22 protein-coding genes are annotated in these 24,576 nt (G+C 61.4%); 6 read left to right on the top strand and 16 right to left on the bottom strand.

Annotated features, from left to right (window positions below):
* Window positions 1–7: 7 nt before the first annotated feature.
* The 6 genes from IPK17_RS07900 to IPK17_RS07875 form a co-directional block, all read right to left on the bottom strand.
* Window positions 8–922 (bottom strand): branched-chain amino acid ABC transporter permease, encoded by a 915-nt coding sequence (locus IPK17_RS07900; protein WP_343417141.1) that lies wholly within the window; start codon window positions 920–922, stop codon window positions 8–10.
* Window positions 923–924: 2 nt separating this feature from the next.
* A complete protein-coding gene (locus tag IPK17_RS07895; RefSeq protein ID WP_343417140.1) occupies window positions 925–1,818 on the bottom strand; it encodes a branched-chain amino acid ABC transporter permease in 894 nt (297 codons plus the stop codon).
* Window positions 1,819–1,951: 133 nt separating this feature from the next.
* Window positions 1,952–3,175 carry an ABC transporter substrate-binding protein gene (locus tag IPK17_RS07890; RefSeq protein WP_343417139.1) on the bottom strand — a complete coding sequence of 408 codons (1,224 nt, stop codon included), beginning with the start codon at window positions 3,173–3,175 and terminating at the stop codon, window positions 1,952–1,954.
* Window positions 3,176–3,504: 329 nt separating this feature from the next.
* Window positions 3,505–5,151 (bottom strand): PPC domain-containing protein, encoded by a 1,647-nt coding sequence (locus IPK17_RS07885; RefSeq protein ID WP_343417138.1) that lies wholly within the window; start codon window positions 5,149–5,151, stop codon window positions 3,505–3,507.
* Window positions 5,152–5,299: 148 nt separating this feature from the next.
* Window positions 5,300–6,457 carry a hypothetical protein gene (locus tag IPK17_RS07880; RefSeq protein WP_343417137.1) on the bottom strand — a complete coding sequence of 386 codons (1,158 nt, stop codon included), beginning with the start codon at window positions 6,455–6,457 and terminating at the stop codon, window positions 5,300–5,302.
* A gap of 209 nt (window positions 6,458–6,666) precedes the next feature.
* A complete protein-coding gene (locus IPK17_RS07875; RefSeq protein WP_343417136.1) occupies window positions 6,667–7,782 on the bottom strand; it encodes a hypothetical protein in 1,116 nt (371 codons plus the stop codon).
* 175 nt (window positions 7,783–7,957) lie between these two features.
* On the opposite strand from IPK17_RS07875, the gene IPK17_RS07870 reads away from it, so the two are divergent.
* Window positions 7,958–8,728 (top strand): SDR family NAD(P)-dependent oxidoreductase, encoded by a 771-nt coding sequence (locus tag IPK17_RS07870; protein ID WP_343417135.1) that lies wholly within the window; start codon window positions 7,958–7,960, stop codon window positions 8,726–8,728.
* A gap of 291 nt (window positions 8,729–9,019) precedes the next feature.
* Here the strand turns inward: IPK17_RS07870 and IPK17_RS07865 are convergent, their stop codons facing one another.
* From IPK17_RS07865 to IPK17_RS07835, 7 genes are all read right to left on the bottom strand, one after another.
* Window positions 9,020–9,886 carry a MaoC/PaaZ C-terminal domain-containing protein gene (locus tag IPK17_RS07865; RefSeq protein WP_343417134.1) on the bottom strand — a complete coding sequence of 289 codons (867 nt, stop codon included), beginning with the start codon at window positions 9,884–9,886 and terminating at the stop codon, window positions 9,020–9,022.
* Between the two features lie 158 nt (window positions 9,887–10,044).
* The gene (locus IPK17_RS07860; RefSeq protein WP_343417133.1) at window positions 10,045–10,551 is read right to left on the bottom strand and encodes an FkbM family methyltransferase; all 507 of its coding nucleotides are present in this window, start codon (window positions 10,549–10,551) and stop codon (window positions 10,045–10,047) included.
* Entirely contained in the window at window positions 10,532–10,903 is a 372-nt protein-coding gene (locus IPK17_RS07855; protein ID WP_343417132.1) for a hypothetical protein, read from the bottom strand. The genes IPK17_RS07860 and IPK17_RS07855 overlap by 20 nt, the downstream gene beginning before the upstream one ends.
* An 18-nt stretch (window positions 10,904–10,921) precedes the next feature.
* Complete coding sequence (locus IPK17_RS07850) at window positions 10,922–12,112, bottom strand: macrolide family glycosyltransferase (protein ID WP_343417131.1); 1,191 nt, start codon at window positions 12,110–12,112, stop codon at window positions 10,922–10,924.
* Window positions 12,109–13,317, bottom strand: coding sequence for a CARDB domain-containing protein (locus IPK17_RS07845; protein ID WP_343417130.1), 1,209 nt, complete (start codon window positions 13,315–13,317; stop codon window positions 12,109–12,111). The genes IPK17_RS07850 and IPK17_RS07845 overlap by 4 nt, the downstream gene beginning before the upstream one ends.
* A 296-nt stretch (window positions 13,318–13,613) precedes the next feature.
* Window positions 13,614–13,883 carry a hypothetical protein gene (locus tag IPK17_RS07840; protein ID WP_343417129.1) on the bottom strand — a complete coding sequence of 90 codons (270 nt, stop codon included), beginning with the start codon at window positions 13,881–13,883 and terminating at the stop codon, window positions 13,614–13,616.
* Window positions 13,884–14,094: 211 nt separating this feature from the next.
* Window positions 14,095–15,237 (bottom strand): chymotrypsin family serine protease, encoded by a 1,143-nt coding sequence (locus tag IPK17_RS07835; RefSeq protein ID WP_343417128.1) that lies wholly within the window; start codon window positions 15,235–15,237, stop codon window positions 14,095–14,097.
* Window positions 15,238–15,990: 753 nt separating this feature from the next.
* On the opposite strand from IPK17_RS07835, the gene IPK17_RS07830 reads away from it, so the two are divergent.
* Genes IPK17_RS07830 through IPK17_RS07820 form a run of 3 tightly spaced genes read left to right on the top strand, consistent with a single transcriptional unit; the run spans window position 15,991 to window position 18,152 of the window.
* On the top strand, window positions 15,991–16,803 hold the full coding sequence (locus IPK17_RS07830; RefSeq protein WP_343417127.1) for a hypothetical protein: 813 nt from the start codon (window positions 15,991–15,993) through the stop codon (window positions 16,801–16,803).
* Window positions 16,800–17,561 carry a DUF6585 family protein gene (locus IPK17_RS07825; protein WP_343417126.1) on the top strand — a complete coding sequence of 254 codons (762 nt, stop codon included), beginning with the start codon at window positions 16,800–16,802 and terminating at the stop codon, window positions 17,559–17,561. Before IPK17_RS07830 ends, IPK17_RS07825 begins: the two co-directional genes overlap by 4 nt.
* Window positions 17,562–17,606: 45 nt before the next feature.
* Window positions 17,607–18,152 carry a Uma2 family endonuclease gene (locus IPK17_RS07820; RefSeq protein WP_343417125.1) on the top strand — a complete coding sequence of 182 codons (546 nt, stop codon included), beginning with the start codon at window positions 17,607–17,609 and terminating at the stop codon, window positions 18,150–18,152.
* A gap of 5 nt (window positions 18,153–18,157) precedes the next feature.
* Here IPK17_RS07820 and IPK17_RS07815 read toward each other — a convergent pair whose 3' ends face one another.
* The 3 genes from IPK17_RS07815 to IPK17_RS07805 all read right to left on the bottom strand — a co-directional run bounded on the left by IPK17_RS07815 (window position 18,158) and on the right by IPK17_RS07805 (window position 22,090).
* Window positions 18,158–18,577 (bottom strand): carboxypeptidase-like regulatory domain-containing protein, encoded by a 420-nt coding sequence (locus IPK17_RS07815; RefSeq protein WP_343417124.1) that lies wholly within the window; start codon window positions 18,575–18,577, stop codon window positions 18,158–18,160.
* Window positions 18,578–18,691: 114 nt separating this feature from the next.
* Window positions 18,692–20,719: a hypothetical protein gene (locus IPK17_RS07810; protein ID WP_343417123.1), complete on the bottom strand. Its 2,028-nt coding sequence runs from the start codon at window positions 20,717–20,719 to the stop codon at window positions 18,692–18,694.
* A gap of 213 nt (window positions 20,720–20,932) precedes the next feature.
* Window positions 20,933–22,090, bottom strand: a complete 1,158-nt coding sequence (locus tag IPK17_RS07805) for a type III PLP-dependent enzyme (RefSeq protein WP_343417122.1) — start codon at window positions 22,088–22,090, stop codon at window positions 20,933–20,935.
* Window positions 22,091–22,290: 200 nt separating this feature from the next.
* Between IPK17_RS07805 and IPK17_RS07800 the strand changes: the two genes are divergently transcribed.
* Together IPK17_RS07800 and IPK17_RS07795 are read left to right on the top strand one after the other, a co-directional pair.
* Complete coding sequence (locus IPK17_RS07800; RefSeq protein WP_343417121.1) at window positions 22,291–23,733, top strand: NAD-dependent succinate-semialdehyde dehydrogenase; 1,443 nt, start codon at window positions 22,291–22,293, stop codon at window positions 23,731–23,733.
* Between the two features lie 4 nt (window positions 23,734–23,737).
* Window positions 23,738–24,502, top strand: coding sequence for a GNAT family N-acetyltransferase (locus tag IPK17_RS07795; RefSeq protein ID WP_343417120.1), 765 nt, complete (start codon window positions 23,738–23,740; stop codon window positions 24,500–24,502).
* Window positions 24,503–24,576: the final 74 nt, after the last annotated feature.

Raw genomic sequence — 24,576 nt, 5'->3', positions numbered from 1 at the left:
GAAGTTTTCATCCGGGTTCGGCGGCGGATTCCGTGGGGCGGCGATTGCGGCGGAGGAGACGCCGCCAGAGCGCCGGGTCGGCAAGGCCGCCGGGCAGGTAAACGATCACCAGCATGAGGATCAAGCCGTTGACCACGCCGCGGAATTGCTCGGCGACGCGCATCAATTCAGGGAGCGCGGTCAGCGCCAGCCCGCCGACGATGGGGCCGACAAACGTGGTCGTGCCGCCCAACACCGCGTAGGCGAGGATATCGACCGCCTGATTGAAGCCGTAGCCGCCCGGTTGAATGGTGCGCACGAGATGCGCGTTGAACACGCCCGCCGAGGCCGCCAACATCGCACTCAGGATGAAGACGATGTTCTTGGTCAGCACGACGTTGATGCCGAGGTTGGCCGCGGCCTGTTCATCCTGCCGGATAGCCGCCATCGACCGCCCGAAGCGCGAGCGTGACAGGCGCACGATCACGTAGCTGACGACCACCAGAAACAGCAGCAGATGCCACGTTTGGGTGAGCACGGGAATACCGCTGATGCCGAGCGCGCCGCGCGTCAACTGCACGCGCTCCCCGACGAACGCTTCGGCGATCTTGTCGAAGTTGAGGATAAATATTCGCACCACCTCGCCAAAACCAATCGTCGCAATGGCGAGGTAAATATCGCGCAGGCGCAGTACGGGCAAACCAATCGGAATCGCGATCAAACCCGCGAGCAGCATCCCGGCGATCAAGGCGAGCCACAGCGGCTGATCGTAGTTCTGCGTCATGATCACGCCGGTATACGCGCCGATGCCCATGAACCCGGCGTTCGCCAGCGAAAACATCCCGGTCGACAGCGTGAGATAAATGCTCAAGCCGAGGATGGCATTGACGAGCATGAACTGAAAGACAATCGGGGTGATGCCTATGCTGCGAAAAATGTCCATGGTTATGCCCTCGTCGCGGCTTTCTGACCGACCAAGCCCTGCGGTCGCACCAGCAGAATCACAAACAGCAGCGCGAACACGATGGCATCGCGGTAATTGCTGCCCCCCTGCGCGATGCTGAACACTTCCAGCCCGGCGACGACGAACCCGCCGATCACCGCGCCCTGAATGCTGCCCATACCGCCCAACACAATCACGGTCAGGCCTTTGAGCGCGACCTGTTCGCCGATGAACGGCGTCATCGAATTGTAGGCGAGGCCGTAGAGCACACCTGCCGCGCCCGCCAAAGCGCCGGCCAGCGCGAACGTCAGCATGAAGACGCGCCCGACGTGAATCCCCAACAAGCTGGCGGTTTTTTCATTGAAGGCGACCGCGCGCATGGCCTGTCCCGTTTTGGTGCGCGTGATCAGCAGGTTGAGCGCGGCCACCAAGCCCAGCGCCACGAGCAGGATGATCACCTGAATGGGCGTGACGCGAAACGGCAAACCGGGGATGACATCAGTCGGAATGCTGCCGAGCGGGAAGCGCTGCGGCTGCGTGCCGAAGACCAACTGCGCGACGCTCACCAGCAGAATCGACGCGCCGATGCTGCTGATCAACTGGGAGATGCGCGGGGCGTTGCGCTGCCGCAGCGGGGCGAACGCGATCCGTTCCAGCGCCACGCTGATGAGCGCCGAGCCGATCATCGCCAGCGGGATGGACAGCCACACGGACAAGCCCAACTGCAGGACGAACCACAGCCCGATGAACGCGCCCCACATGAAGATCGCGCTGTGCGCCAGATTCAGCACGCCCAGCACGCTGAAGACCAGCGAGTAACCGAGCGAGAACAGGCTGTACACGCCCCCGAGCCACACGGCATTGACGATTTGCTGCAACCAGTTGATGTCGTTCATGAAGAGTCCATATCTTCCATGCCGCCTCACCCCTCAAATCCCCTCTCCCATGGGAGAGGGGACTGGAAAACGCTGTCTTTCGCCCCTCTCCGTTCGGAGAGGGGTTGAAATGAGGCTCGAGGTGGAGAGTTACCTACCCGTTCGCGGCGATGACCGTGGAGAGAGGCACAAACGCGCCGTCCTGCACGATCTGCGCGATCGGGGCGTGGACGGGTTCGCCCGCCTCGTCAAAGCTGAACACGCCGAGCGGCGTCGGGAAGTCGGCAACCGTGCCCAGCGCATCGCGGATCGCCGCCGAGTCGGTCGAACCGGAGCAGCGGATCGCCGTCGCCACCAGCCACGCGCCCGTATAGGCCTGCGCCGCGAATTGATCCGGCTGATAGCCGTACGCTGCGGTGAAGGCGTTCACGAAGGCGACGCTTTCCGGCGTCGGATTCGGGTTGAAGTAGTTCCACGCGCCGCCGACGATCAGGCCGTTGGAGTCCGCGCCCGTCTGGTTGAGCACGGCGGGCGAGTTGAAGCCGTTGCCGCCGATGATCGTGCCCGTGTAGCCGAGCGCGCGCGCCTGCAGGATGATCTGCGTGGCTTCCGCGGCCAGCGCCGACACGACAATCGCGTCCGGGCTCTGATTGATGAGGTTGGTCAACTGCGCGTTGAAGTCGACATCACCGGTCGCGAAGGTTTCTTCGCCGACCACGCTTACGCCGTTATCGACCAGCGCCTGCGCGAAGACTTCGTAGCCGCTGACGGTGAATTCATTGTCGTTGCCATACAGCAGGCCGACGTTCTGCAGGCCGAGCGCTTCGGTGGCCTGCGCAATCGTGCCGGGGATCACCGCGGCTTCGGGGAGGCTGGCGCGGAAGTAGAAATCGCCGATGACATCCTTGAGGCCAGTCGCCGTGTTGCTGACGCCGAGCACGAGCACGCCCGCCTCTTGCGCCACGGGACCCGCCGCCGTCATTTCCGACGAGAGCGTGGGGCCGATCACGGCGACGACGCCCTGATCGAGCAGGCGCGTCATGGCGGAGATCGCCTGTTCGCGGTCGCCCGCCGAGTCTTCGAAGATCGGAGTGAGCGTCACGCCTTCACCCACATAGCCCGCCGCGTTGATCTGGTCAATCGCCAACTGAACGGCGTCGCGCTGCGGCAAGCCGTAGACCGACACCGCGCCCGACAGCGCGAATTCCACGCCAATATTGATCGAGCCGGACAGCCCAGTCGGAGCGTCGCACAGCGGTTCCGCGCCCATTTCGACGGGTTGAACGGGTTCTGGGGTGGCATCCTGTGCCGCCACGGGCAGCACAAACGCGGCGATCACCGCCAGCACAAGGAAGAAACGCAAGGCTCTCTGCACCATCTCGTTAAACTCCTAACCTTATGAAAAATATTCCATAGATTCACTATAGCGGATTTGAGGGAGCAACACAACCTATTTGCGCCGATAAAATCGGCGGGGAGAGGCGTGGGGAAAGACAAGGCCTGAGGCTATTTCACGTTTGCTGGCCTCACCCCTAAATCCCCTCGGAGGAATCAAGGGATTGTAGGGACGCCCAACGGGGCGTCCGTTTCGCCTGCAATCTGGCGGACGCGTCGTTGCGCGTCCCTACGAAAACTGTTCCTCCCCTCTCCCCGCTTGCGTAGGAGAGAGGTTGGGGGTGAGGGGTGTGAGGTTGCTTTTGCGGTTCCCTACTCCCACCGCTCGATGATCAACTGCATGGTGCCGCCTGTGCCACCGTACCCGCCGATCTCGACGAAATACGTGCCATCGGCGGGGAGCACATAATCGATGATCGGGTTCAGACCATCGACATCATCCGAGCCGATGAGACTCGCACCATCGGGCGCGAGCAGCAGCACCAGCGGATCGAACCCATCGACGCCGAGTACGCGAATGCGCACGTGATCGCCCGCGCGCCCCTGAAACGGGTACAGCGGACTCGTGCGCGCCAGCACCGTATCCTCGACACGCATCACCGGGACGAGCCCCGCAACGGGGGTCGACGTTGCGCCCTGCTGCACATAACGCCAACTGAGCGTGTAGCTGCCATACGTCCGCGCGAAGGTGCCTTCGACGCGGATCTGATACAGGCCGCTGGCGGGAATGGGAATGTCGATGAGCGGCGCGCCGTCGGGCGTGGTGACGCTGGCGGCGACAAGCGTGCCATCCGGCGCAATGAGCTGATACGACGCCGCAAAATTCGCGTTATCGACCAGCACTTCGACGGCAACGTGATCGCCCTGTGCCCAGTACGCCGACCACACATCGCGCAGGCCGCGCCGCTCAATATTGCCGCGCACGGGCGTATCGACGGGAATGCCGCCGCGCAGCGTATCGCTGTGCGAACTGCCGCGACCATAGCTGAGCGTGTACATTCCGCCGATGCGCGCGTCATCGCGCAGGATGACGGTGTACGTGCCCGCTTCGAGCACGCCGAGCGCGGGAATGAGCACATCCCCGAAAGCGGCGGATTCGTTGGCGTTCAGGCTGATCATGATCTCGCCCGCCGGGTTGAAGACTTCAAGCCGCAAATTCGCCGAGGGTGAGATCGAGCGGGCGGCGATGGTGAGAAAATCGCCCACTTCCGCTTCAATGAAGTAGCGCGCCATACCCCGCGGTTCGAGCACGGCGGTCACCGGGACGTGATCGCGGAGCGTGTGACCGCTGGCGGGCGCGGGCGTGACCGTGCCGACTGGCGGCAGCGCGGTCGGGGAGAGCGGGATCGCCGTGACGACAGGCGCGCTGGCTGAACGGGTCAGGCGCAGCGTGTAGCGTCCGCTCACGCCGCCCGCCACCTGCACAATGTATTCGCCCGTGGTGGGGAGGCGCACCCCATTGAGCAGCGCCGCGCCATTGCCGCCGCTGTCGTCATCCAGCGCCAGCGGATTGCCGAGCGGATCGTAGACGGTGATCACCGGATCAACGGGTGAATTTTCGCCGTTCATGGCCACAGTGAGCCATTCGCCCGCGCTGCCCGCCACCGTATACACATGGCGCTCAAAGCTGGCGATGAATTCGCCGCTCACTTCTCCAGCGAGCGCGCCAATATACGCGCCTAACTGCGCGTAGACGGGTGTCGGTGTGAGCGTATCGGTCGGCGTGAGGCTGGGCGTTGGCGATTGACTGGGCGAAGGAGTGACCGACGGACTCGGCGTAGTGGAGGGGCTGGGCGTAGCGCTCGGCAGCGGCGTCGCCGAGGGAGTCGCGGTCGGTACATCGGTCAAGGTCGCCGTGAGCGAGGGAAGCACGGCCACGGTCGGCAGCAGACCTTGCGGCGTAGGCGTTCCGCAAGCGGCGGTGAACAACAAAACCAAGATCAGCAGTTTGCGGAGCATACGGCGCGCACCTCGTGGTCAGGGTCTTCGCCCTAGTATAGCGGGTGTGCGCATCCCACAGTACAGTTTTAAGAATATCAGGAGAAATCAACTCTGGGGAAAACCGTCGGGGCACGGCGTGCCGTGCCCCGACAGAATCTGGTGCGACTTACCCCGCTGCCGTAGGTTCCGGCGTCACGGCGGGCTGACCGCTCAGGCTGCCATCGGTCGACGTGCCGCCAGCATCGCTGCCGCTCGACTCGCCGAGCGCGCCGCCCATATCGCCCAGCATGCCGCCGACCATGCCGAGCAACTGCTGGTAGGGCAGCACGCTGGCATTTTCCGGTGCGGTGAGCGTCGGGACGTTCTCATAGTCGTAATCGATCATGGCGGTCACCGCAGCGCTGCCATTCTCACTCGGATCTTCAGCATCCGTCACCGCCACGTCGAATTCCACCGACAGGCTGGCCGTGCGTCCGCTCGCCGTATCGACTTCCTGCCGGATGAGCAGGGTCGCATCTTGGAACGCGCTGCTCACCTGATCGAAGGCCTCTTGCTGGTCGGCTTCCGTCGTCCCCTGACCGCTCGCGTCCATCTGCTGGCGCAGCGTGTCCTGGAAAGCGGGATCCGCCAACAGCCCGGCGAAGTCGACCGTGGTTTCGAAAGTCGCATTCGCGCCAGAACCTTCATCCGTGCGGGTGATCGTCAGGTACTGCTCGACCGCCTGCGTGTCCATGTTCGTGAACATCTCGGGTTGACGCCCGAACCAGCGGCCATCGAGCCGAGTTCGTTGAAAATCTCGGGATTGTCGCCGAGGAGCGCGCCGATCAGCCCGGCGAGATCCAGACCGCCCCAGCCCGTGAACTGCGGGTCCTTGATGAGCGGCTGCAGCGGATCGAAATTGAGGGTAGCCGACACCGTCGACCAGACGCAGCTCCAGCGTGAGCGTGTTGGGCGACTCCGACTCTTCCACCAGCGACTGCGGGAGCGTGGCCGTGAGCATCAGCTCGGCGTTGAAGCCGCGCAGCGCCGTGAGCGCCGCCATGCCGTCCAGCGACAGATCGGCGTTCCGGTCGAGACCCGAATACGCGCCGCTGCCCACCAGACTGATCGGCATCTGCTCGCCTTCAGCTTCAATCTGCACGTCCACGAACAAATCAAACGATGCCGCCGTCAGATTTTGCATGGCTGTCTGCGACTGTTCGAGAATCGCGCAGTCGTCCGCGCTCAGATCACCACAGTACACCTCACCGGTCGTGGTCTGCGCCAGCGCCGCACCGCTCACCACCGTGAGCAGCAGCAAAACCAGAAGCAACCCTTTACGCATAGCCTTATACTCCATGAGCTTACAAGCGGGCTCATTGTACGCCGAATCAGTTATTACTGGCGTAATTAAAGGCTGAATCTACGGAGTTTCTCATGTATGAGGCAACAAAAAACCGACCTCAACAGTCTAGATTGAGCCAGGGAACCGGTTCTATAAGGAGTCGAGGAGGGGCAAGCCCCTCCCCGCTTGACGCCACGGATCGAAATCCGTTACGACGACTGCTGATCCATGTTCATGCCGATCAGCATACCGATGAGCATTTCGTAGGGCAGAATGCTCGCATCTTCCGGCGCGACGATGGCCGGCAGATCATCATACGTATAGCTGACCGACGCATTCACGCTGATCACGGCGGGGCCGCTGTTGCTGTCGTCCATCTCCGCCAGATTGCTCAGGTCTAAGGTCATGCTCATGTTCGCCCCCGCCAGCAAGGCGCTCGACGTGTCAATTTCCTCGGTGAAGACAATGCTCGAATCTTCGAACACCATCCCCATCATCCCGAGCGCCATCTGCGCCTCGGAGTCGCTGACATCGTCGCCCTGCGCTTCGGCCTGCGCGGCCATCTGTTCGCGGATCAGGTCCTGCATGGCCGGGTCTTTCATCAGGCCCGCGAGATCAACGGTCGTTTCGAAGGTCGCGGTCGCGCCCGAACCATCATCCGTGCGGGTGATGCTGATGTACTGCTCGATGAACGCCGGGTCTTCAAACTGCGCCATGCTTTCAACGGGGACGGCAAACATCTCGCCGGACTGGCCGAAATCCGCCAGCATTTCCGGGGTGATCTGCTTGTAGACTTCTTCGATGAGGCTGGCAATGTCGAGACCGCCCCAACCATCCAGTTCCATGTCGCCATCCTGCGTGAACGGCTTCAGCGGCTCAAAGTTGATGTAGCCGATGCCATCCACCAGCAGCAGTTCCAGCGTGACGCTGTTCGTGGGCATGTCCTCGGCCAGATCTTCCGGCACGGTCAGCGTGAGCGCGAGGTCACCGCTGAAACCGCGCAGCGCTTCCAGCATCGGGGTGATGTCGGGCAGTTCCGTCATGTCGCCGAGATCGAGTTCATGATCCATGCGATCAAAACCGGAGAAGGCCCCGCTGCCGGCCAAGGTGATCGGGATCGACTGGCCGTCCCCTTCAATGAGCACGTCCACATTGAAATCCGCCGCTGCGGTCGTCAGCCCCATCATGGCCGTCTGCGACTGTTCCAACAGCGCGCAATCCGCTTCGCTCAAAGCACCACAAAACACGGGCGGGGTATCCTGTGCCAGCGCCGCGCCGCTCACGGTCAACAGCACCAACAGGATGAGTAACAACCCTTTACGCATGTGATTTTCTCCTTGAATTCAGGTACAAGTTGCAGGTTTTGTCACCACATTTACTGTATACGCAAACCCCTATGGATTCGTTGCAGCCGCGCGGATTTTCATGCTTTTCCGGTGTCATTTGTACCCGGCGTTATACTCTCGCATAAGTTCGTTTCAGAGAGGGCAGGAGGCTGCGATGGGATCATTTTCGGGCAAACACTGGATCATCACGGGCGGCGGCAGCGGGATGGGCTTGGCCTCCGCGCGGCTGCTGCACAGCTTGGGCGCGACCGTCGCCCTGTGGGATATGAACCCGTCCGTCGCTGACCGCGCCGCCGAACTAGAGGGCACCAGCAGCGTCGTCGATGTGACGCAGCCCGACGCGGTCGCCAGCGCGTTGAGCGCCACCTTAGCCGCCTTCGGCAAAGTTGATGGGGTGCTGCATGCTGCCGGGATCATGAAAACGGGGCTGGTCGAAACGCTGGACGCCGCGAGTCAGGCGCGCATGATCACGATCAACCTCGGCGGGTCGGCGGTGGTCGCTCATGCGGTCATCCCCGCGCTGAAGCCAACCCGCGGTTCGCTGGTGCTGTTTGGCTCGGTCGCAGCCTTCTACGGCACGCCGGAATTTGCTGCCTACGCAGCAAGCAAGGCGGGCGTGTTGAGCTTCGCGCAGGCGCTGCGCATCGAACTGGAAGACGCGGGCGTGCATGTGGGCGTATTCTGCCCGCACTTCGTCAAAACGCCGATGATCGGTGGGGACAACAAGGACGCCAGTTTCATCAACCAGAAGTCGATCTTCGTCACGCAGCATGAGCCGGAAGCGATGGCCAAAGCCATTGTCCACGGCATCGCTGCCCGCCAGTTCCTGATCGTGCCCTCATGGCGTGAACGGCTGATCTACGCGATGAGCCGCTACGCCGAATTCACCGGGCACCTGTTGATGAAGCAGAACTGGAAGGCGTAATCCACAATCTGTTGTAGTCGCGTCCGACCCCACCCGAATTCAGGGAGGGGAGCCAACACCGCTCGCCAAACCGAATGCATTTCGTAGGGACGCGCTTCTGCGCGTCCGCTGCGTCCGACCCCACCCCGGCCCCTCCCCGAATTTAGGGAGGGGAGCCAACACCGCTTGCCAAACCGAATGCATTTTCGTAGGGACGCGCTTCTGCGCGTCCGTTTTTTCTGACCCCCCCATCCCCTCCCCGAATTCAGGGAGGGGAGGCAGAAAAGACCGTTTTGCCGGGGGTGAGGTGTCCTACCGCAGCTCAATCACTGCATTACTGAGCGCGACCGTGTCCCGCTCCGCGACCTTGGTCTGGAAGATCACGCGGTCGCCCTCGCGCCACATCGATGTGACCAGCGTTTCGCCGGGGAACACGTGCTTGGCGAAGCGCACCTTGATGCTCTTGAAACGCGCCGGGTCATTATCGCCAAACGCTTTCAGCACCGCCCGCGCCGCGTACCCAAACGAGCACAGCCCGTGCAGAATCGGCTTCTCAAAATTGCCGAACGCCGCCATCATGGGATCGGCGTGCAGCGGGTTGACATCCCCGCTCAAGCGGTAGATCAGCGCCTGCTTGACGCTCGTTTGCTCGCTGATCACGGCGTCCGGCTCACGCGTGGGCGGTTCATTGGCCGCGCCGCTTGCGCCGCGCTCACCACCCCACCCGCCGAGTCCGCGAATGAACATCGAATACTGCCCGAAGGCGACTTCCGCGCCCGCCGCGTCATAGCACGGCACATCGGTGACGATCAGCGCGCCGCTGCCTTTGTCGTACACCCCGGCGATCTTCGGCTTGCAGGTGATCGTCCCGTGGATGGGCAGCGGCCCGCTCACGGACAGGTATTGTTCGCCGTGCAGGAGCATCATCGGGTTGTAGCTCACGCCTGCCAGCGATCCGGTCAGCATCACATCGATCATGCGTGAGGGGAACAACACGGCGAACGTCGGCAGCACCTTAAAACCTTCGCCGCTCAATTCATAGACGAACTGCAATTCTTTCTGGTCAAGCGGGTCGGCGGGTGCGCCAATACCCAGCGCGTACAGCGACACATCGCGTTCGGTATAGGTATAGGTAATCGGCTCGAATTCGTAACCTAAAATGTCCGCGGGGGTGGTCATCAGGGGACTCTCCTCAATAAATACCCCACCGTTCCCCTCTCCTAGAAGAGGGGGCAGGGGTGAGGTTGATCTTTATATACCTCTACTGTAATCGCGTTTGCCCCTGCCTTCGCCACATAAACGGGTAGAGATCAATTTAGGGTAATGGTTCAATCACCTTAAGCTTTGACCCGGTCAGCTTCGCCCGCAGCGCGGCGGGTGCAGCCTGCAGAACAGCCAGTTATACTGCGGATGCACATAGGTAAACTGTCCGTCGGGCGCATATTCCACTTGGTAGTCGTTGATGTAGTAGGCGTGGAAGCCGTACTGCGGATCATGCGCTGCACGAAGCGTTTCTGCTGTGCGGGACCGAGCACTTCCATGATCAGGCTGTCGATGGCGTCCAGCGCGCCGCTGGCTCCTTCGACGAACTCGAATTCGGCGTTTTCGACATCCACTTTGACGCACATCTGCCGCAACTGGTGGGCGTGGACAAACGTGTCGAAGCGCACCGCTTCGACCGTGATCGGCGTGGTCTGGTACTGCTCGGCAAACACGGTCGTGATGGACCCCATATCCGGATGCTCGGGGTTCTTGTAGAACGTGAGCGTGCCATCCACATGACCGACCGCCTGCCGCACGGCGATCACGTTCACGGGGCAGCGGTCATCCAGATATTCGCGCACGTAAAAAGCGAAAAACCGAGGTGCGCGCCAATATCGACAAAACCCTGACTATGCCGGGCCAGCGCTTTGGCCAGTTCGAGCGCGCCGCGTTCCCCGCGTAAAGTTCGGGTTTGCCGAACACAGCGCGCGCTTGGTCACTGGTAAAGCGGTAGTGGCGCCGACTAAAACCGAGGTTCGTGCGCAGCGGCATAGTCTGCGGCAGCGTCGCCGCCAGATACGCCCAGACCCGTGTTAGGGCGGCAGAGCGCAGCACGGGCGGCAGTCCCGCCGCCAGCGCCAACAATGGATGTTTGGCCGGCAGCGCCTTGATGATCTGCTGGGCAAGTTGTTTCAGACGGACGGTTGTGGCCATGCGCTTTCCTCGCGGGTCTTAGCGTTTCATCAAAGCTTCGACTTCATCGGCTGCTCTCGTCACGCCCCCCGCCGCCCGCAGCGATTCACCGAGCACTTGTGCCCGTTCGCGGTAGCTCGGCGTATTCAACACCTTGTCGACCGCCCGACGCAGCGTGACCGCATCATGCTGATCAATGCGCACGCCCACGCCGAGATCGGCGGCGCGGTTGGCGACGAACGTCTGCTCCTGCTGCTGCGGCGCGAGGATCAGCGGCACGTTGTAGTACAGCCCTTCGTGCACGCTGTTCATCCCGGCATGCGTGATAAAGGCCGAGGCGCGTTGGAGCACATCGAGCTGCGGCACGGACGGGCGCACGATGAAGTTCGCCGGGAGCCCGCCCAGTTCACCGATCGGCGTGTGCTGCCCGATCGACATGACCACCTGATACGGCGCGTCGCTGAAGGCGTTCATGGCCGCGCGGTAAAACGCCACGTTGCGATTGATCACCGTGCCGAACGAGAGATAGATCAGCGGTTGGCCGCTCAGTTGGTCAAATGGGAAGGCGGGCGCATCCGGGCGCGCCTCGAGCTGCGGGCCGACGTATTTGATGCCCGTCCCAAAGCTGGCCGCCGCGGGCTGAAACAGCGCTGAGGTGTAACTGAGCGTAATCGTGCCGCGCATGTTCAGGAACGTGGCGAAGTCAGGTACTTTCACGCCGTATTCCCGCGTGATCTGGTTGGCCGTCCGCTGATACTCCCGCGCCAAGCGCCAGCCCCGCGCCGCAACCAGCAGCAGATCAGGCAGCATGCCGCTGCGGATGAGCATGGCGGGCGTGAACAGCAGCAGCGACATTGATGAGACGTGCGGTAAATGCGCCGCCTCCGCGGAGATCCAGCCCCACGGGCACATCGAGTCGTAGAGCACAAGCGCGGGCTGTTCCTGTTCGAGTAGTGTCTTTAACCACGGCAGCAGCGCGTAGGTCGTGGTGACCAGACGGCGCGCGGTCTCCGGCGGATTGCTGCCGTCCAACCCATCAAACAGGTGATCGTCCACCGTCGCGGGATAGGGGCGAAATTCCGCCCCCGTCCCCTCGATCTTCTGGCGGTAGGCTTCCGTCAGATAGTAGATGACGGGCACGCCGCGCCGAACGAGTTCCCGCGTCAGGGGCAGCGTGGGATTCACATGCCCGGACGTGGGAACGTTGAAGAAAATGACTGGTTGACTCATGGGCAGCTGCCGCGCTCAAGTCGATAGACGTGTTCGCGCCGGTTGTCCGTTTCGTTGTTTTCCGGGATTTCGTTGTTCGGGTCGATGATCAGAATCAGGCGATGATCCTCGTTGTACCACGTGCTCACGGTGAGCGCCATTGTGACGCGGAACGTCTGCCCCGGCTGGATCACCGGGAAGCCGCCGACCGTCGTGCCCTGCACCGAGCCATCGGCCACGCGCACATCCTGCACCGAGACCGTGCTGCTCGCGCTGCTGGCCGTCGTGCCGAGGTTCGCCACGTCAAAGCCGATGTTGATGGTCTGCGCGCAGGTGGGCTGCGCCGGGCTCAGTTCGACGATGCCCGCCACAAGATTCGCCGTGCTCTGCGGCGCGGTGGTCGCGGTCGGCAGCGGGATCGCGGTCGGCGCGGCCGTCGGCACAGCAGGTCCGGCTTCGCGCGGCAGACTGTTCAGGTCGCCGGTCGCCTGTACTAACTGCGCATAGACCCAGCCTTCGCCGCCGCCATAGCGGACTTTGTACCAGTCGCCCGCCGTATTCACCGCAAGGATTTCCGCAGTCTGACCGGGAGCAAACGCGCCAATCGGCGGGTCAAACGCGAGGCCAGGACCGCGGCGCACATTCACGCCCTGAGTGATGTTCACGGTCGGCACCGACGAGGTCGCGCTGCCACCGCCGCTCGTTTGGGTGGCGGGCGTCGACTGGTTGCCGGAAACGGTCGCGGCTTGGAGCGTGGTGCGCGGCGTCACGGTGGGCAGCGCCGCGGGATCATTCGTGTTCGTCGCTGTCGGCTGTGCGTTGCGGTTCACCACCGTGATGTTTACCGCGGCGGGCGCGCTGCTCGATCCATCGGCGCGGAAGGCGGTCACATCGATGCTGTGCGCGCCCACCCCCGTCGCTGACCAACCATGCGTCACGCTGAATGACACAGCGCCGCTGTCATTCGGCTGGGCAAGCGTCGCCACAATCGACCCATCGACCAGCACTTCCACGCGGTCAATATCTGCGCCCGCGTTGCTCACATTCGCCACAATGTTGACGGGAACGCCTTCCAGATACGTCGCGTTGGGCAGCGGCGAGACGATCCGCACTTCGGGATTGCCGCTGACGGTGGTTGAGGTCACCTGCGACTGATTCAGGTTGCAGGCTGCCAGCCCAACCACCAGCAAAAGCAGACACGCAGCCAACCGCATCTGTCGCTTCATAGGCTAAAACTCCTTGATTCGAAACGCTGCAAGTTTACAGTGGACAGTTCACAGTTCACAGTCTCGATTACCTGTCCCCCCTTGCCCAGAGCAAAGAAGGCGAGACATCAATTTCGGTATGAGTCCGTAGAAGCGAGGCTTGAGCGTGTTGAAAAAGGTCAAATTCCGACCCCACCCCGAATTCAGGGAGGGGAGCCAACAGCGCTCGCAACGTCTCCCCTCTCCTAGAGGAGAGGGGTTGGGGTGAGGTTTGCCTTTCCACCTTTTCGCCCAAAGCCGACCTCGGGTGTGGTTCATCAAAACGTGCTGAACGCGCCTGTCTCCTGCACATCGACGCGCACGCCGTCTAACTGCCGCGGCACGATCTCGCTCTCTGCAAGCTGGGCGACGGGCAGCTTTTCGTCCACCATGACGATCAGGCCGATCTCCGCTTCCCGCTGACCATGACGCGAGGTGTACCCGACCGCCACGCCAATCACGTGCGGCAGCCCCATCAAATAGTCGCTGTACTTCTGCTGTGCGTCGGCGGCGCGCTGCAGCTGCTGATTGACATCGTTCTGGGACATGTTTACGCTCCTTCGCTGATAGCTGTTAGCTGATAGCTGTTAGCAATTAGCCTTTAGCTCTTTGCTCCGTGACCTAGCCCCACCCCACCCCCGGCCCCTCCCCGAATTCAGGGAGGGGAGCCAGCAGTTACGCCGCGTTGCCCCTCTCCCCGCTTGCGTGGGAGAGGGGTTGGGGGTGAGGGGTCAAAAGGATCTAAAATCGTGTCCGGCGCTAGATCACGATATTCAACTCGCTCAGCACCACCGTGATCGGCGTGAAGATCGTCGCCAGCGTCGAGCCAGCGAACAGCAGGCCGACCGCCTTGTTCTCGGTCGCATCGACGATCAGCGAGCCGGAATCGCCGCCCTGACTCATCGCCTCGGTGATCGTTTGCCCGACGAAGCGCGCGGTCTTTGCGCCCGCCGCGGTGTTATAGGCGATATTCACCGTCGCGTTGATCAGCGTGATGTTGCCTTCGGTGTACTCCGTAGTGCGCCCGAACTTGCGCACACGCATCCCGAGCACGGGTTCTTTCGTGCCGCTAACCACGCCAATCGTCTGGATATTCGATGAGAACATGCTCGCATCCAGCGGCCGCGCGAGCGCCGCATCCAGGCGATTCTCTGGCACGGCCAGCGCTGTCCCGGTGACAGGCGCGGGCACGGCGATCCCACCTGCCGTCTGTGATCCGGCCGAGAGCGTCGTCGTGGTGACGCGCTGCGACGAGCCGAGCAGCGCCGCCAGCGCGTTCGCGACCGTGACGACCAGCGACACGATATCGCAGCCCGTGTTGGTCGTGGGCGGATTGGTGGGCGGCGGAGTCGGCGGGGGTGTCACGACCGGGGGCGGCGTGGTCGTCTCGTCGGTGTAGCGCAGTTTGACGAAGCGTTCCAGCTTGGCGACCACGTCGGCGGGGAGATGCCCGCCATCCATCGCCGCGGGCTGCAAGATATCATCGCCGATCAGCGCGTCGTTGCTGTTGGCCAGCACATGATTGTTGCTCAGAAGGAGGGTGGCGCCCGTCGTGCGGTCCTTGACGACTGCGCCGAGCGTCCCCGCCGTGACCTTGTAGTGCCCGATGGTCACGCCCGCCGGGATCACCGGGCGATAGCGGTCACGCGCGGTCTGCTGCGCGCGCAGATAGCCCACCTCAACCACATCCGTCTTCATCCCTTCCAGCTCTTTGGGAATCACATCCTGCGCGGTCAGAGCGGCGAGGGGTTTCTTCTGCTCGACCAGCACCACCACGGCCACATCCCCCGTGTTTTCGCCGGTCGCATTCTTGTAGCCGACGGCCACGCCGACGACGTTCTGCTTATCGAGCAGGGTATCCTGATGGAGGGCTTGTGCTTGAAATGCTTGTTCGGTGGACATTTCCCATCCTTCCGCGACTATTGATTGAACCGGATTCTAACATATCCACACTGCGCCTGCTCTACGCCTCCTCAGCGGTCTGCTGGTGCCATTGCCAACGCGTTTGTAGGGGCGCACGGCCGTGCGCCCCTACCCAGCAAAAATGGCGTAATTTTCAAATGGCTTCTAAACACCCCTCTCCCACGCAAGCGGGGTGAGGGGAGAAAAGCAGTTTTGCTGGCTCCCTCTCCGAATTCGGGGTCTGACAGGGGTAGGTTTTTCATGATTCCCAATGGAACCTGGGGTTCCTGCGCCAAAGAACCTGTAGGGACGAGGCATGCCTCGTCCTGTTCTTCTCTGGAGAGGGCGCCCCACTCGTCATCTATTTCCATAAGTGAGGGGAATTGAGGCGTTACGCGGAGTGGTTCTGGTGCGATTTTCTACTGAGGACGAGGCATGCCTCGTCCCTACAATTAAAAACCTACCCCTGTTAGGAATTCGGGGTGGGGTCGGAATCTGACCTATTTAAACACTCTCTGGTCTCCCCTCTCCTCTTTTCGGAGAGGGGCCGGGGGTGAGGAAAAGGTCACGCGCCGAGGTTAGGACTTCAAGATAGAAAAACCGATCCCATTTCAATTGGCGATATAGTTGAAAGGCCGCAGCGTGACCGAGCGTTTGGCTGACCGCTAACCGCCAATCGCTGCTCTTCTGAACGCTTCGGCGGCAATTCGGGTAATGTGTTACAGTTATGCTGGATTCAGGGATAAAACGACAATGAAGAATGCTCTCGCTCTCTTGCTCATGCTGATGTTCGCTCTGGCCGCGTGCAGTGGCGCGCAGGCTGTCCGCAGCTTCACCAAAGGCGAAGAATACGCCGCCTACCCCTTCGCCGAATCCGGTACGTTTGAAGAAGGCATCTACTCCGGCGCGGCGAATTTGCTGATCGAAGACGGCGCGTATCGCATCGAAGTGCTGCAAGGCGACAACACGCTGTGGTGGGGGCAATGGGGCGCGACTTACGCCGATGTCATTGTCGAGGCCGATGTGCAGCAGATGACCGAGCCGAATCAGAACGCCTTCGGCCTGATGTGCCGCGTGCGCGGGACGGTCGGCCAGCCTGCCGCTGCTGATCCGGAACTGGCGGCCATCCTCGCTGATCCAACCGCGGAAGCCACCGTGGAAGCGACTACTGAAGTCACCGCCGAAGCGACTGCCGTCGCGACTGCGGAAGCCACCACCGAACCTGAAGTCCTCCCCGCCGATCCGCGCAATGAAGGCGACGGCTACCTGTTCCTGATTCAGGGCGGCGGCCAGTTCTCGATCATGCGGGCGCGGGGGCGCAACCTCACGCCGCTGGTCAACTGGACGGCGAGCGACGCCATCAAGCAGGGCATGCAGACCAACACGCTGCGCGCCGTGTGCGTGGGCAATTATCTGGCGTTCTACGTCAACGGGACGTTCGTCGGCGAAGCGACCGATGACACCTACCGCGACGGGCAGGTCGGCTTGGCCGCCAGCGCCGCGGATCGTCTCGGCACGATCATTCAGTTTGATAATCTGACCGTCTCGCAGCCGGTGGCCGGATGACCCAACCGCTCAACGCCGCGCCCGAAGCAGCGCCTATCCCACCCGATCCGGTGTTGGGCGCGGTGATCTCGAACCATCCGAGCAATCGCTTGCGCCCGCTGATCATCGGTGGGTTCATCGATGGTATCGCCTATCTCACGCTCAATGCGACGCTCGCCACGCTCGATACGTGGTGGGCGCCGCCGCTGACGATCATCCTCATCGCGATCATCGTGCTCACGGTCGGCTGGTCAATTCTGCACATCTGGAATCGCGAAATCGTCGTGTTTGAGCGCGGTTTCAGCTATCGTGAGGGCTCGCAGACCATCTTCTTCCACTATGAGGAGATCGATGCGCTGCGCATGCGCGCGGAACGCCGCGCTTACTTCGGTGGGCTTCTGCGCCGCACGATCTACCGCTTCACCGTCCACACACTGGCGGGCGAGACCTTCACCATCTCCAACTTGTATGTCCGCGTCGCGCAGTTGGGCGAACAGCTCAACCAGCGCGTGGATCGCGTGCTCATCCCCCGCTTCGAGCGCAAACTCACCGCGGGCGAAACCATCCCCTTCGGCGAGCAGATCCGCTTGAGCGCGACCGGTTTACGCGCCGACAGCCGCGATCTACCGTGGGATCAGTTCGGCGGGTGGGAGGTCAAAGCGCGCGCGCTCCACCTCAAGCAGCGCGACGGCGCAGTCTGGGCGTCCATCCCGCTGGCGGAGATCGACAACATCACCGTGCTCGTCCACTTTCTGCGCGCCCGCCTTCAAACTGCCTGATTGTCTCGTATAATGAATATGGTCAGGGGATAGGGGACGATAGCGATGGCTGTCCAAAATAAACTCTACACAGTCGAAGAATTCGAGGCGTTCCAGCGCGACAACCGTGATCGCCTGTTCGAGCTCATCCATGGGGAGATCGTCGAGAAAATGGTGACGCAGGAACATTCCATCGTCGCGCTTGCCTTGGGTGCCAAGCTGTATAACTATCTTGAACAGAATCCAATTGGACGCGCCGGCGTTGAAGGCGCATTTCGACCAACAGCCGACAAACGCAATGTCCGCTTACCGGATATTTCCGTGGTACTGGATATGGAAAGACCAGTTACACGTCAGGGATCTGCCCCGTATATGCCGGACATCGCGGTTGAGATTCAATCGCCCGACGACAGTCGCAAAGAGATGCTCGATAAAGCCGATTTCTACCTTGCCAACGGTGTGCGCGTCGTGGTGCTGATCTACACGCCCAAGCGCATCATCGAAGTCCTTACGCCCGATGATCGCGAACTCCTCAACGAGAACGACACGCTGACCGTCGATCTGCTCCCCGGTTTCGCCGTGCCCGTCAAATCGCTGTTTAGCGGCATTTAGCAGAACTATTCAGATTCCAAGGTGATGACAAACTCGCGGGATTCTGGTGGCAGTGTCTGCCAGACATCGCCGCCAATAGTTCCGGTCTGATAGCCACTGGCATTCACCTCAATGGTGAACAACGCGCACGCGAAAGCGTAACCCGAGACCTGAAAATCACCTTGAGCGTCCGAGTGCGTTTCTACAATGAGGTTCTCATCACCAAGACTCTTCATCAGAACCGTTAACCGGATTGCTGCTGCCTCAATCGGTTGCCCACTTGCATCAACGACGTGACCTGGCAAGTTAAACGCGACACCCGCGCAATCTTGATACACCATACGAAATGACATATTAGATAGCAGATACAAAACGATGACAGTCACTATAGCGAGGCAGATCACTGTAACGAGTGAGATGAGCAAGAACCAACGTTTGCGGCGCATTGCCCCCCCCTTACCGCAGCTGCAATTCTGAGTATAAGTATGAAAAGGCGATACCGGTTGGGATCGCCTTCATTTTTACACAGCGCGCTTTACGCGACCTGCAAGTGGCATCGCTTACCGCGTGAGTGGATCCACGCTGACGAGAATGAGCGTCCCCGGTTCGAACAGTGACGCGCAGGTGAAGCCCGGGAACTCCGGCACGGTGTAGCTGCCGATGATCTCCGCGGTGCGCGGCGCATGGCTCGCCGCCAGCCAGATCAGCGTCCCTTCGCCGCGCAGACACATGACGATCCCATTCTGGAAATAGGTCAAGTTGCTGGGCGGCGGGCTGAAGATATCGACCGCTTGCAGCACGCCCAGATCGAGCAGCCCCGGCACGCCCAGATGCGCCGCACTATACAGCGGACTCCCCAACCACGTGGTCGCACCGCCGTTGTGATACAGCACGCGGCAGTTGATCGCGTTCGCCAGCCCATCCGGCACGCCCGTGCGCACGACCCCGTCCGCGCTGAAGTTCTCGCTGTCGCAGGTCGGGGAGGGTGGCGGCGGGGGCACGTCATCAATCGTCAGCGTGACGACCGCCTGCGTGCCGGGCGGGTACTCCGCCGCGCCGGAGCTGGTGATCGTATGCTGAATCGTGATCGTGCGGGGCGAGTTGTTGTCCGAATTCGCCAGCACCGTGAAGGGGATCGTCTGCGGCGTCGTATCACTGAAGGTGAGCGTAAACGGCGCTGTGTTCCCGTTGACGTTCACCTGATCGGTCGGGAATTCGACCAGCAAGGTGATAGGCGCGACGGTCGGCGTGGACAGCAGGCGGATCGTGTAGCTGTTCGTTACGCCCTCGGTGAGTTGGAACGCGAGCGGCGCGAGGCTGAGGCCGCCGTTATCGTTGTCGGTGATGCTCACGCTCACCGGCGCGATACTCACCCCCGTGTAGCCGCCCCCCGCCGCCGCAAACGTGACCGCGCCGCTGTGCGGGCTGCCTTCGGCCACATTGTCGTCGACCGCCGTCACGGTGACGGTTTGCGCCGTGTTCCAGTCCGTGGAGGTAAACGTGAGCGTCGGCTGGTCCACGCTCACCTGCGCATCCGGCGTGACCGTGATCGTCACATCCGCGCTGGGCTGGCTGGTCAGCACGACGGTGAACGTATCGGTTGCGCCGCCTTCGGTCACCGCCGTGCCCCCGCTGCTTTCAGTGATCGTGACCCCAGTGTTGTCATTATCAGTGATGCTGACGCTCACCGGCGTGATGCTCAACCCCGTGTAACCGCCCCCCGCCGCGGCGAAGGTGATCGCGCCGCTGTGGGGGCTACCCTCCGCCGCATTGTCGTTGAACGCCGTCACGGTGACGGTTTGCGCGGTGTTCCAGTCCGTGGAGGTAAACGTGAGCGTCGGCTTGTCTACCGTCACCTGTGCATCCGGCGTGACCGTAACTGTCACATCCGCGCTGGGTTGGCTGGTCAGCACGAAGGTGAACGTATCCGTCGCGCCGCCTTCGGTCACCGCCGTGCCCCCACCCGACTGCGTCACGGTAACGCCCGGCGGATCGACAAGGTTCAGCGTGACCTGACTGGAGGTCGTGACCTCCTCCGTCGGCAAGCCCTCGTCGAGGACGAGATCATACGTGAGGTTGACCGCCGTCCCGCTCACCGCGCCGACCGCCGGTATGAGGTCGTATTCGATGATGAGGTTCTCGGCGTCACCATCACCATCGTTGTTGATCGCGCTGCCGAAGTCGAAGGAGAGGGTGCTGCCAATCACGGTCACGCGAGACGCCGGAAATGTGAAGCTCGGTTCCGTTTCGTTTTGGATGCCGGCAAAGTCCCCATTGAAGCTGGGCAGCGTGCCAGCCAGATACGACACCCGCGCCGAGTTGTTGACATAGGTGAAACTGGCCCCCAGCACCGTATCGGTCCTGATCGAAATGGTCGTGGACTCCGGGAGTACAAACTGGATGCGCAGCGTGACGGTTTCGTCGGTGGCGATGTCAGCACTCGATCCATCCGGCTGCGTCGCTGTCACGGGATTGGTAGTGGCATCTACCGTGAACGCGGTGGTGCTGATCTGCCCAAATACAGGCGCAATCACACTGACCAACAGCATCGCGGACAGCAGTGTGAAAATGCACAACGAACGTCTCATCGAAGGCCTCATTGAAGTTGTTAAGTTGGAGTTGTTAAAGTGTAAGTATACATGTATTAGAAATAACGTAAGGGTTTGCTCGTCTCAGTCATTGAGCGCAAACAAAAAGGCGATCCCATGTGGGATCGCCTTCTACAATTTTGGCGTTTTGGCCTCACCCCGCCCCGCAACCCCTCTCCCTAGGGAGAGGGGTTGGGGGTGAGGCTGATATATTTACGCGACGTACACTTCGAACATGATCTGCTCCACATTCAGCGGAATGAATTCCGGAATGGGGAAACCATTGAACGCCGCCGCGTATTCGTTGGTGTACGCGCCTGCATCCACGAAGACCAGACGGTCGCCAATTTCGACTTCCGGCAGCTCGATGTGCCGCGCAACGACGTCGCAGCTGTCGCAGGACGGGCCAGCGAGCGTGTACTTACGCATCGGACGGCCTTCGCCGTTCAGCACGCCGACAACCGGGGGGAAGCCTTCGTAGGTTTCCATCAGGCCATTGAACACGCCCGCGTCGAGGTACAGCCAGGTATCCGTGCCGCGCTGGGCGATGCCGACGACTTCCGCCATCATCTTGCCGCTGTCGCCGACCAGACCGCGACCGGGTTCGAGGATCAGCATGAGGTTCGGGTGCGCCGGGATGTAATCCGCGACCGCCTGCATGACCGCCACGCCGATCTCTTCGACCGAGGGAATTTCCGCGTTGTGCCAGTGGCCCGCCGGGAAACCGCCGCCGATGTCGACGAAATACAGGTCATGACCGCGTTCCGCCGCCTGCCGCATGACGTCGCCGGACGCCTTGAGCGCATTCACCCAGTTGGCGACCTTGAGACACTGCGAACCGACATGGAACGACACACCGATCGGCTGCAAACCGAGCTCCCGCGCCTGATCAAACAGGGCGAGCGCCGTTTGGCCGTCCACGCCGAATTTGCCCGCCAGCGGGAGGACGCTCCCGGTGTTATCCACGGCCAACCGGACGTAAACGCGGCTGCCGGGGGCAAACTTGGCGACTTTTTCTACCTCGTGCGTCGAATCGACCACGCAGGCGTACACTCCCGCATTCTGCATCCGAGCGAGAAAAGTCGGGTTTTTAATCGGGTTGCTGCAAATAATCCGTTGACCCGTCGCGCCGACTTCGAGAGCTCGATTCAATTCAGCCAGTGACGCGATTTCCAAACCGCCGCCGAGCTCCACCACTTCACGCATGATCAGCGGGTGGGCGTTGGCTTTCACTGCATAGTCGATGTGTGCGCCGGGGAAGGCGTTCTCGAAACGGTGGTACGTATTGCGGATGATGTCGAAATCTACGACAAGAGCAGGGGTCACGGTATTGGTGTCGTTTAAAACGGCGTCCATACGGACAGTGTTCATCGGCGTCTGGTTTCTCCTTCGCGAAACTATTCACAAGCTGAATAAAAAACAACCTTGTGAAGTATACGACCGTTTTACTCAAAATAACGTTAGAATTTTTGTACATCTCGCCGAATTTTCTTCGCAAATCCCCCCTAAAATAGGGGTTCATCTGCTAAGATAGGCTTTAAGACACAATTCTATATAATCAATGGAATAACATGACGGTCTTCACCTTCAAGCAGTTGATTGGCGGCGGTTGGGTCGATGCTATCGATCAAGGCACCTGGCAGCTAATCAACCCGGCGACAGAAGAAACGCTCGGCTTACTCCCCTTCGGCAACGCTCGTGATGCGGAAGCGGGGGTGGATGCGGCTGCGGCGGCTTTCCCGGCCTGGGCGAGCAAAACCGTTTACGAACGCGCTGATATCCTCCACCGTGCCGCCCAATGGGTCCGCGGGCGCATTGACGAACTCGCAGTCATCACCACGCAAGAATGCGGCAAGCCCTTACGCGAATCCTCCGCTGAATGGCAGACGGGCGCGAACCTGCTCGATTGGTTCGCCGAAGAAGCCAAGCATTCGTCGGGGCGCGTCGTCCCGGCGCGGCGCGCGGATCGGCGTTTGCTGGTCGTGCACCAGCCGATTGGCGTGGTCGCGACGATCACCGCGTGGAATTTCCCGGTTTACAACCTCGCCCGCGCGTGGGCAGCAGCACTGGCAGCGGGTTGCACCGTCGTCGGTCGGCCTTCCGAATACACGCCGCGCTCGGCGATGATGTACGCGCAAGCCTTCGTCGAAGCGGGTATTCCCGCGGGCGTGGTCAATGTGATCAACGGCGACCCGGCGGCGATGGGACAGGTCTTCCTGAAAGATGCCCGCGTGCGCAAGCTGCATTTCACAGGCAGCACGCGCGTCGGCAAGCTGCTCATGGACGGCGCATCGCAGACCGTCACGCGGTTGTCGCTGGAACTTGGCGGCAACGCCCCGGTGCTGATCTTCCCCGATGTCAACGTCGAAGTCGTGGCGCAGCAGGCCGTCACCGCCAAACTGCGCAATGCGGGGCAAGTCTGCATCGCGCCGCAGCGTTTCTTTGTGCACAGCCGCATCGCCGAAGAATTCATCGAACACACGGCGCGCTTCGCCAAAGAGGTCACGCTCGGCAACGGGCTGGAGATGTCGACCGACATGGGGCCGATGATCAACGCAACGCAGCGTGAACGTCTGAATACGATGGTTACCACCTCCGCGCAAAACGGCGCGGAAGTGCTCACAGGTGGCAAGCGCCCCGATCATCTGGCGCACGGCTACTTCTACCAGCCGACCGTGATCACGGGGCTGACCACCGCTATGCCGGTGTACCGGGACGAACTGTTTGGCCCGGTCATGCCGATCATCCCGTTTGGGGATGTGGATGAGGCAATTGCGCAGGCGAATAGTCTGGAATACGGACTCGCCGCGTATGTGCAAACGAACGATTTGAAGACAGCTACTCACCTATACGAGAGATTGGAGTTTGGGATGGTTGCGATTAACGACTGGCTTCCGAGCACACCGGAAATGCCCTTTGGCGGCGTCAAGATGAGCGGCATGGGACGGGAATGCGGTGAGGAAGGTTTGCTGGAGTATCAGGAAGTGAAGGCAGTGTATATGGGAGGCATTTGATACTATGAGTACCAATCTCGTACCCGCGCACCACGATCAACACACCGATCATCCGCCGGGTCACCATCACGGGCATACGCACGCGCACGCCCACACGAACCACCTTGCGCATCCGCAGCATCACACGCACCACGTCATCATCACGCAGACCCGACCGGAACACGTCCAAGCCTTAGCGGACGCCCAGCGGTTGGCCTTCCCCACGCTCGTGGATGACGAACTGATTTCGGTCCCGAAGTACCTCAAGCATCTCGATCTGTTCCCCGAAGGTCAAATCGTGGCGCTCGTCCGCGAAAACGGTCGCGAAATCGCGGTCGGTTCGACGAGCACGTTCCGCACGAATTTCGACTTCATCAACAATCATCACACCTTCATGGAAGCCATTGCCGACGGCTGGCTGACGAATCATGAGCCCCATGGACAGTGGTTGTACGGCGCCGATATGAGCGTCCACCCGAAATACCGCGGGTTGAAGCTGGGACGCAAGCTGTATGACGCGCGTCGTGAGTTGGTGCGCCGCCTGAATTTGCGCGGCGAAGTGGCCGGAGCGCTGTTCCCCGGTTATGAGCAGTACAAGGAACAAATGACTATCGCGCAGTATGTTCTGCAGGTGCATCAGGCCAAGCTCTTTGACCCGACGCTCTCCGTGCAGATTCGAAACGGTTTCCGGGTGCGCGGTATTATGTATGACCACATCAGCGACTCGCGTTCGGACAACGCGGCCGCTTTAATTGTGCGGGAGAACCCCTTCTACAGCCCCAGAGGCTAGGCGCAGGGGGGACGGCGGTCGTCCTTTCTGCGGTATAGGAGCGGGATGCGACACGGGATGCTCAAGCGGAGCAT

Source organism: Candidatus Flexifilum breve (assembly GCF_016713355.1).
This window is presented reverse-complemented; position numbering and strand designations above follow the sequence as displayed.

Bases quoted from the DNA above. Each gene is read 5' to 3' on its own strand.
- IPK17_RS07850 (WP_343417131.1), bottom strand. From the start codon at position 12,112: ATGAGTCAACCAGTCATTTTCTTCAACGTTCCCACGTCCGGGCATGTG.
- IPK17_RS07815 (WP_343417124.1), bottom strand. From the start codon at position 18,577: ATGCGCCGCAAACGTTGGTTCTTGCTCATCTCACTCGTTACAGTGATC.
- IPK17_RS07885 (WP_343417138.1), bottom strand. From the start codon at position 5,151: ATGCTCCGCAAACTGCTGATCTTGGTTTTGTTGTTCACCGCCGCTTGC.
- IPK17_RS07820 (WP_343417125.1), top strand. From the start codon at position 17,607: ATGGCTGTCCAAAATAAACTCTACACAGTCGAAGAATTCGAGGCGTTC.
- IPK17_RS07890 (WP_343417139.1), bottom strand. From the start codon at position 3,175: ATGGTGCAGAGAGCCTTGCGTTTCTTCCTTGTGCTGGCGGTGATCGCC.
- IPK17_RS07810 (WP_343417123.1), bottom strand. From the start codon at position 20,719: ATGAGACGTTCGTTGTGCATTTTCACACTGCTGTCCGCGATGCTGTTG.
- IPK17_RS07875 (WP_343417136.1), bottom strand. From the start codon at position 7,782: ATGCGTAAAGGGTTGTTACTCATCCTGTTGGTGCTGTTGACCGTGAGC.
- IPK17_RS07800 (WP_343417121.1), top strand. From the start codon at position 22,291: ATGACGGTCTTCACCTTCAAGCAGTTGATTGGCGGCGGTTGGGTCGAT.
- IPK17_RS07825 (WP_343417126.1), top strand. From the start codon at position 16,800: ATGACCCAACCGCTCAACGCCGCGCCCGAAGCAGCGCCTATCCCACCC.
- IPK17_RS07880 (WP_343417137.1), bottom strand. From the start codon at position 6,457: ATGCGTAAAGGGTTGCTTCTGGTTTTGCTGCTGCTCACGGTGGTGAGC.
- IPK17_RS07805 (WP_343417122.1), bottom strand. From the start codon at position 22,090: ATGAACACTGTCCGTATGGACGCCGTTTTAAACGACACCAATACCGTG.
- IPK17_RS07830 (WP_343417127.1), top strand. From the start codon at position 15,991: ATGAAGAATGCTCTCGCTCTCTTGCTCATGCTGATGTTCGCTCTGGCC.
- IPK17_RS07845 (WP_343417130.1), bottom strand. From the start codon at position 13,317: ATGAAGCGACAGATGCGGTTGGCTGCGTGTCTGCTTTTGCTGGTGGTT.
- IPK17_RS07865 (WP_343417134.1), bottom strand. From the start codon at position 9,886: ATGACCACCCCCGCGGACATTTTAGGTTACGAATTCGAGCCGATTACC.
- IPK17_RS07900 (WP_343417141.1), bottom strand. From the start codon at position 922: ATGGACATTTTTCGCAGCATAGGCATCACCCCGATTGTCTTTCAGTTC.
- IPK17_RS07840 (WP_343417129.1), bottom strand. From the start codon at position 13,883: ATGTCCCAGAACGATGTCAATCAGCAGCTGCAGCGCGCCGCCGACGCA.
- IPK17_RS07795 (WP_343417120.1), top strand. From the start codon at position 23,738: ATGAGTACCAATCTCGTACCCGCGCACCACGATCAACACACCGATCAT.
- IPK17_RS07835 (WP_343417128.1), bottom strand. From the start codon at position 15,237: ATGTCCACCGAACAAGCATTTCAAGCACAAGCCCTCCATCAGGATACC.
- IPK17_RS07855 (WP_343417132.1), bottom strand. From the start codon at position 10,903: ATGGCCACAACCGTCCGTCTGAAACAACTTGCCCAGCAGATCATCAAG.
- IPK17_RS07895 (WP_343417140.1), bottom strand. From the start codon at position 1,818: ATGAACGACATCAACTGGTTGCAGCAAATCGTCAATGCCGTGTGGCTC.
- IPK17_RS07870 (WP_343417135.1), top strand. From the start codon at position 7,958: ATGGGATCATTTTCGGGCAAACACTGGATCATCACGGGCGGCGGCAGC.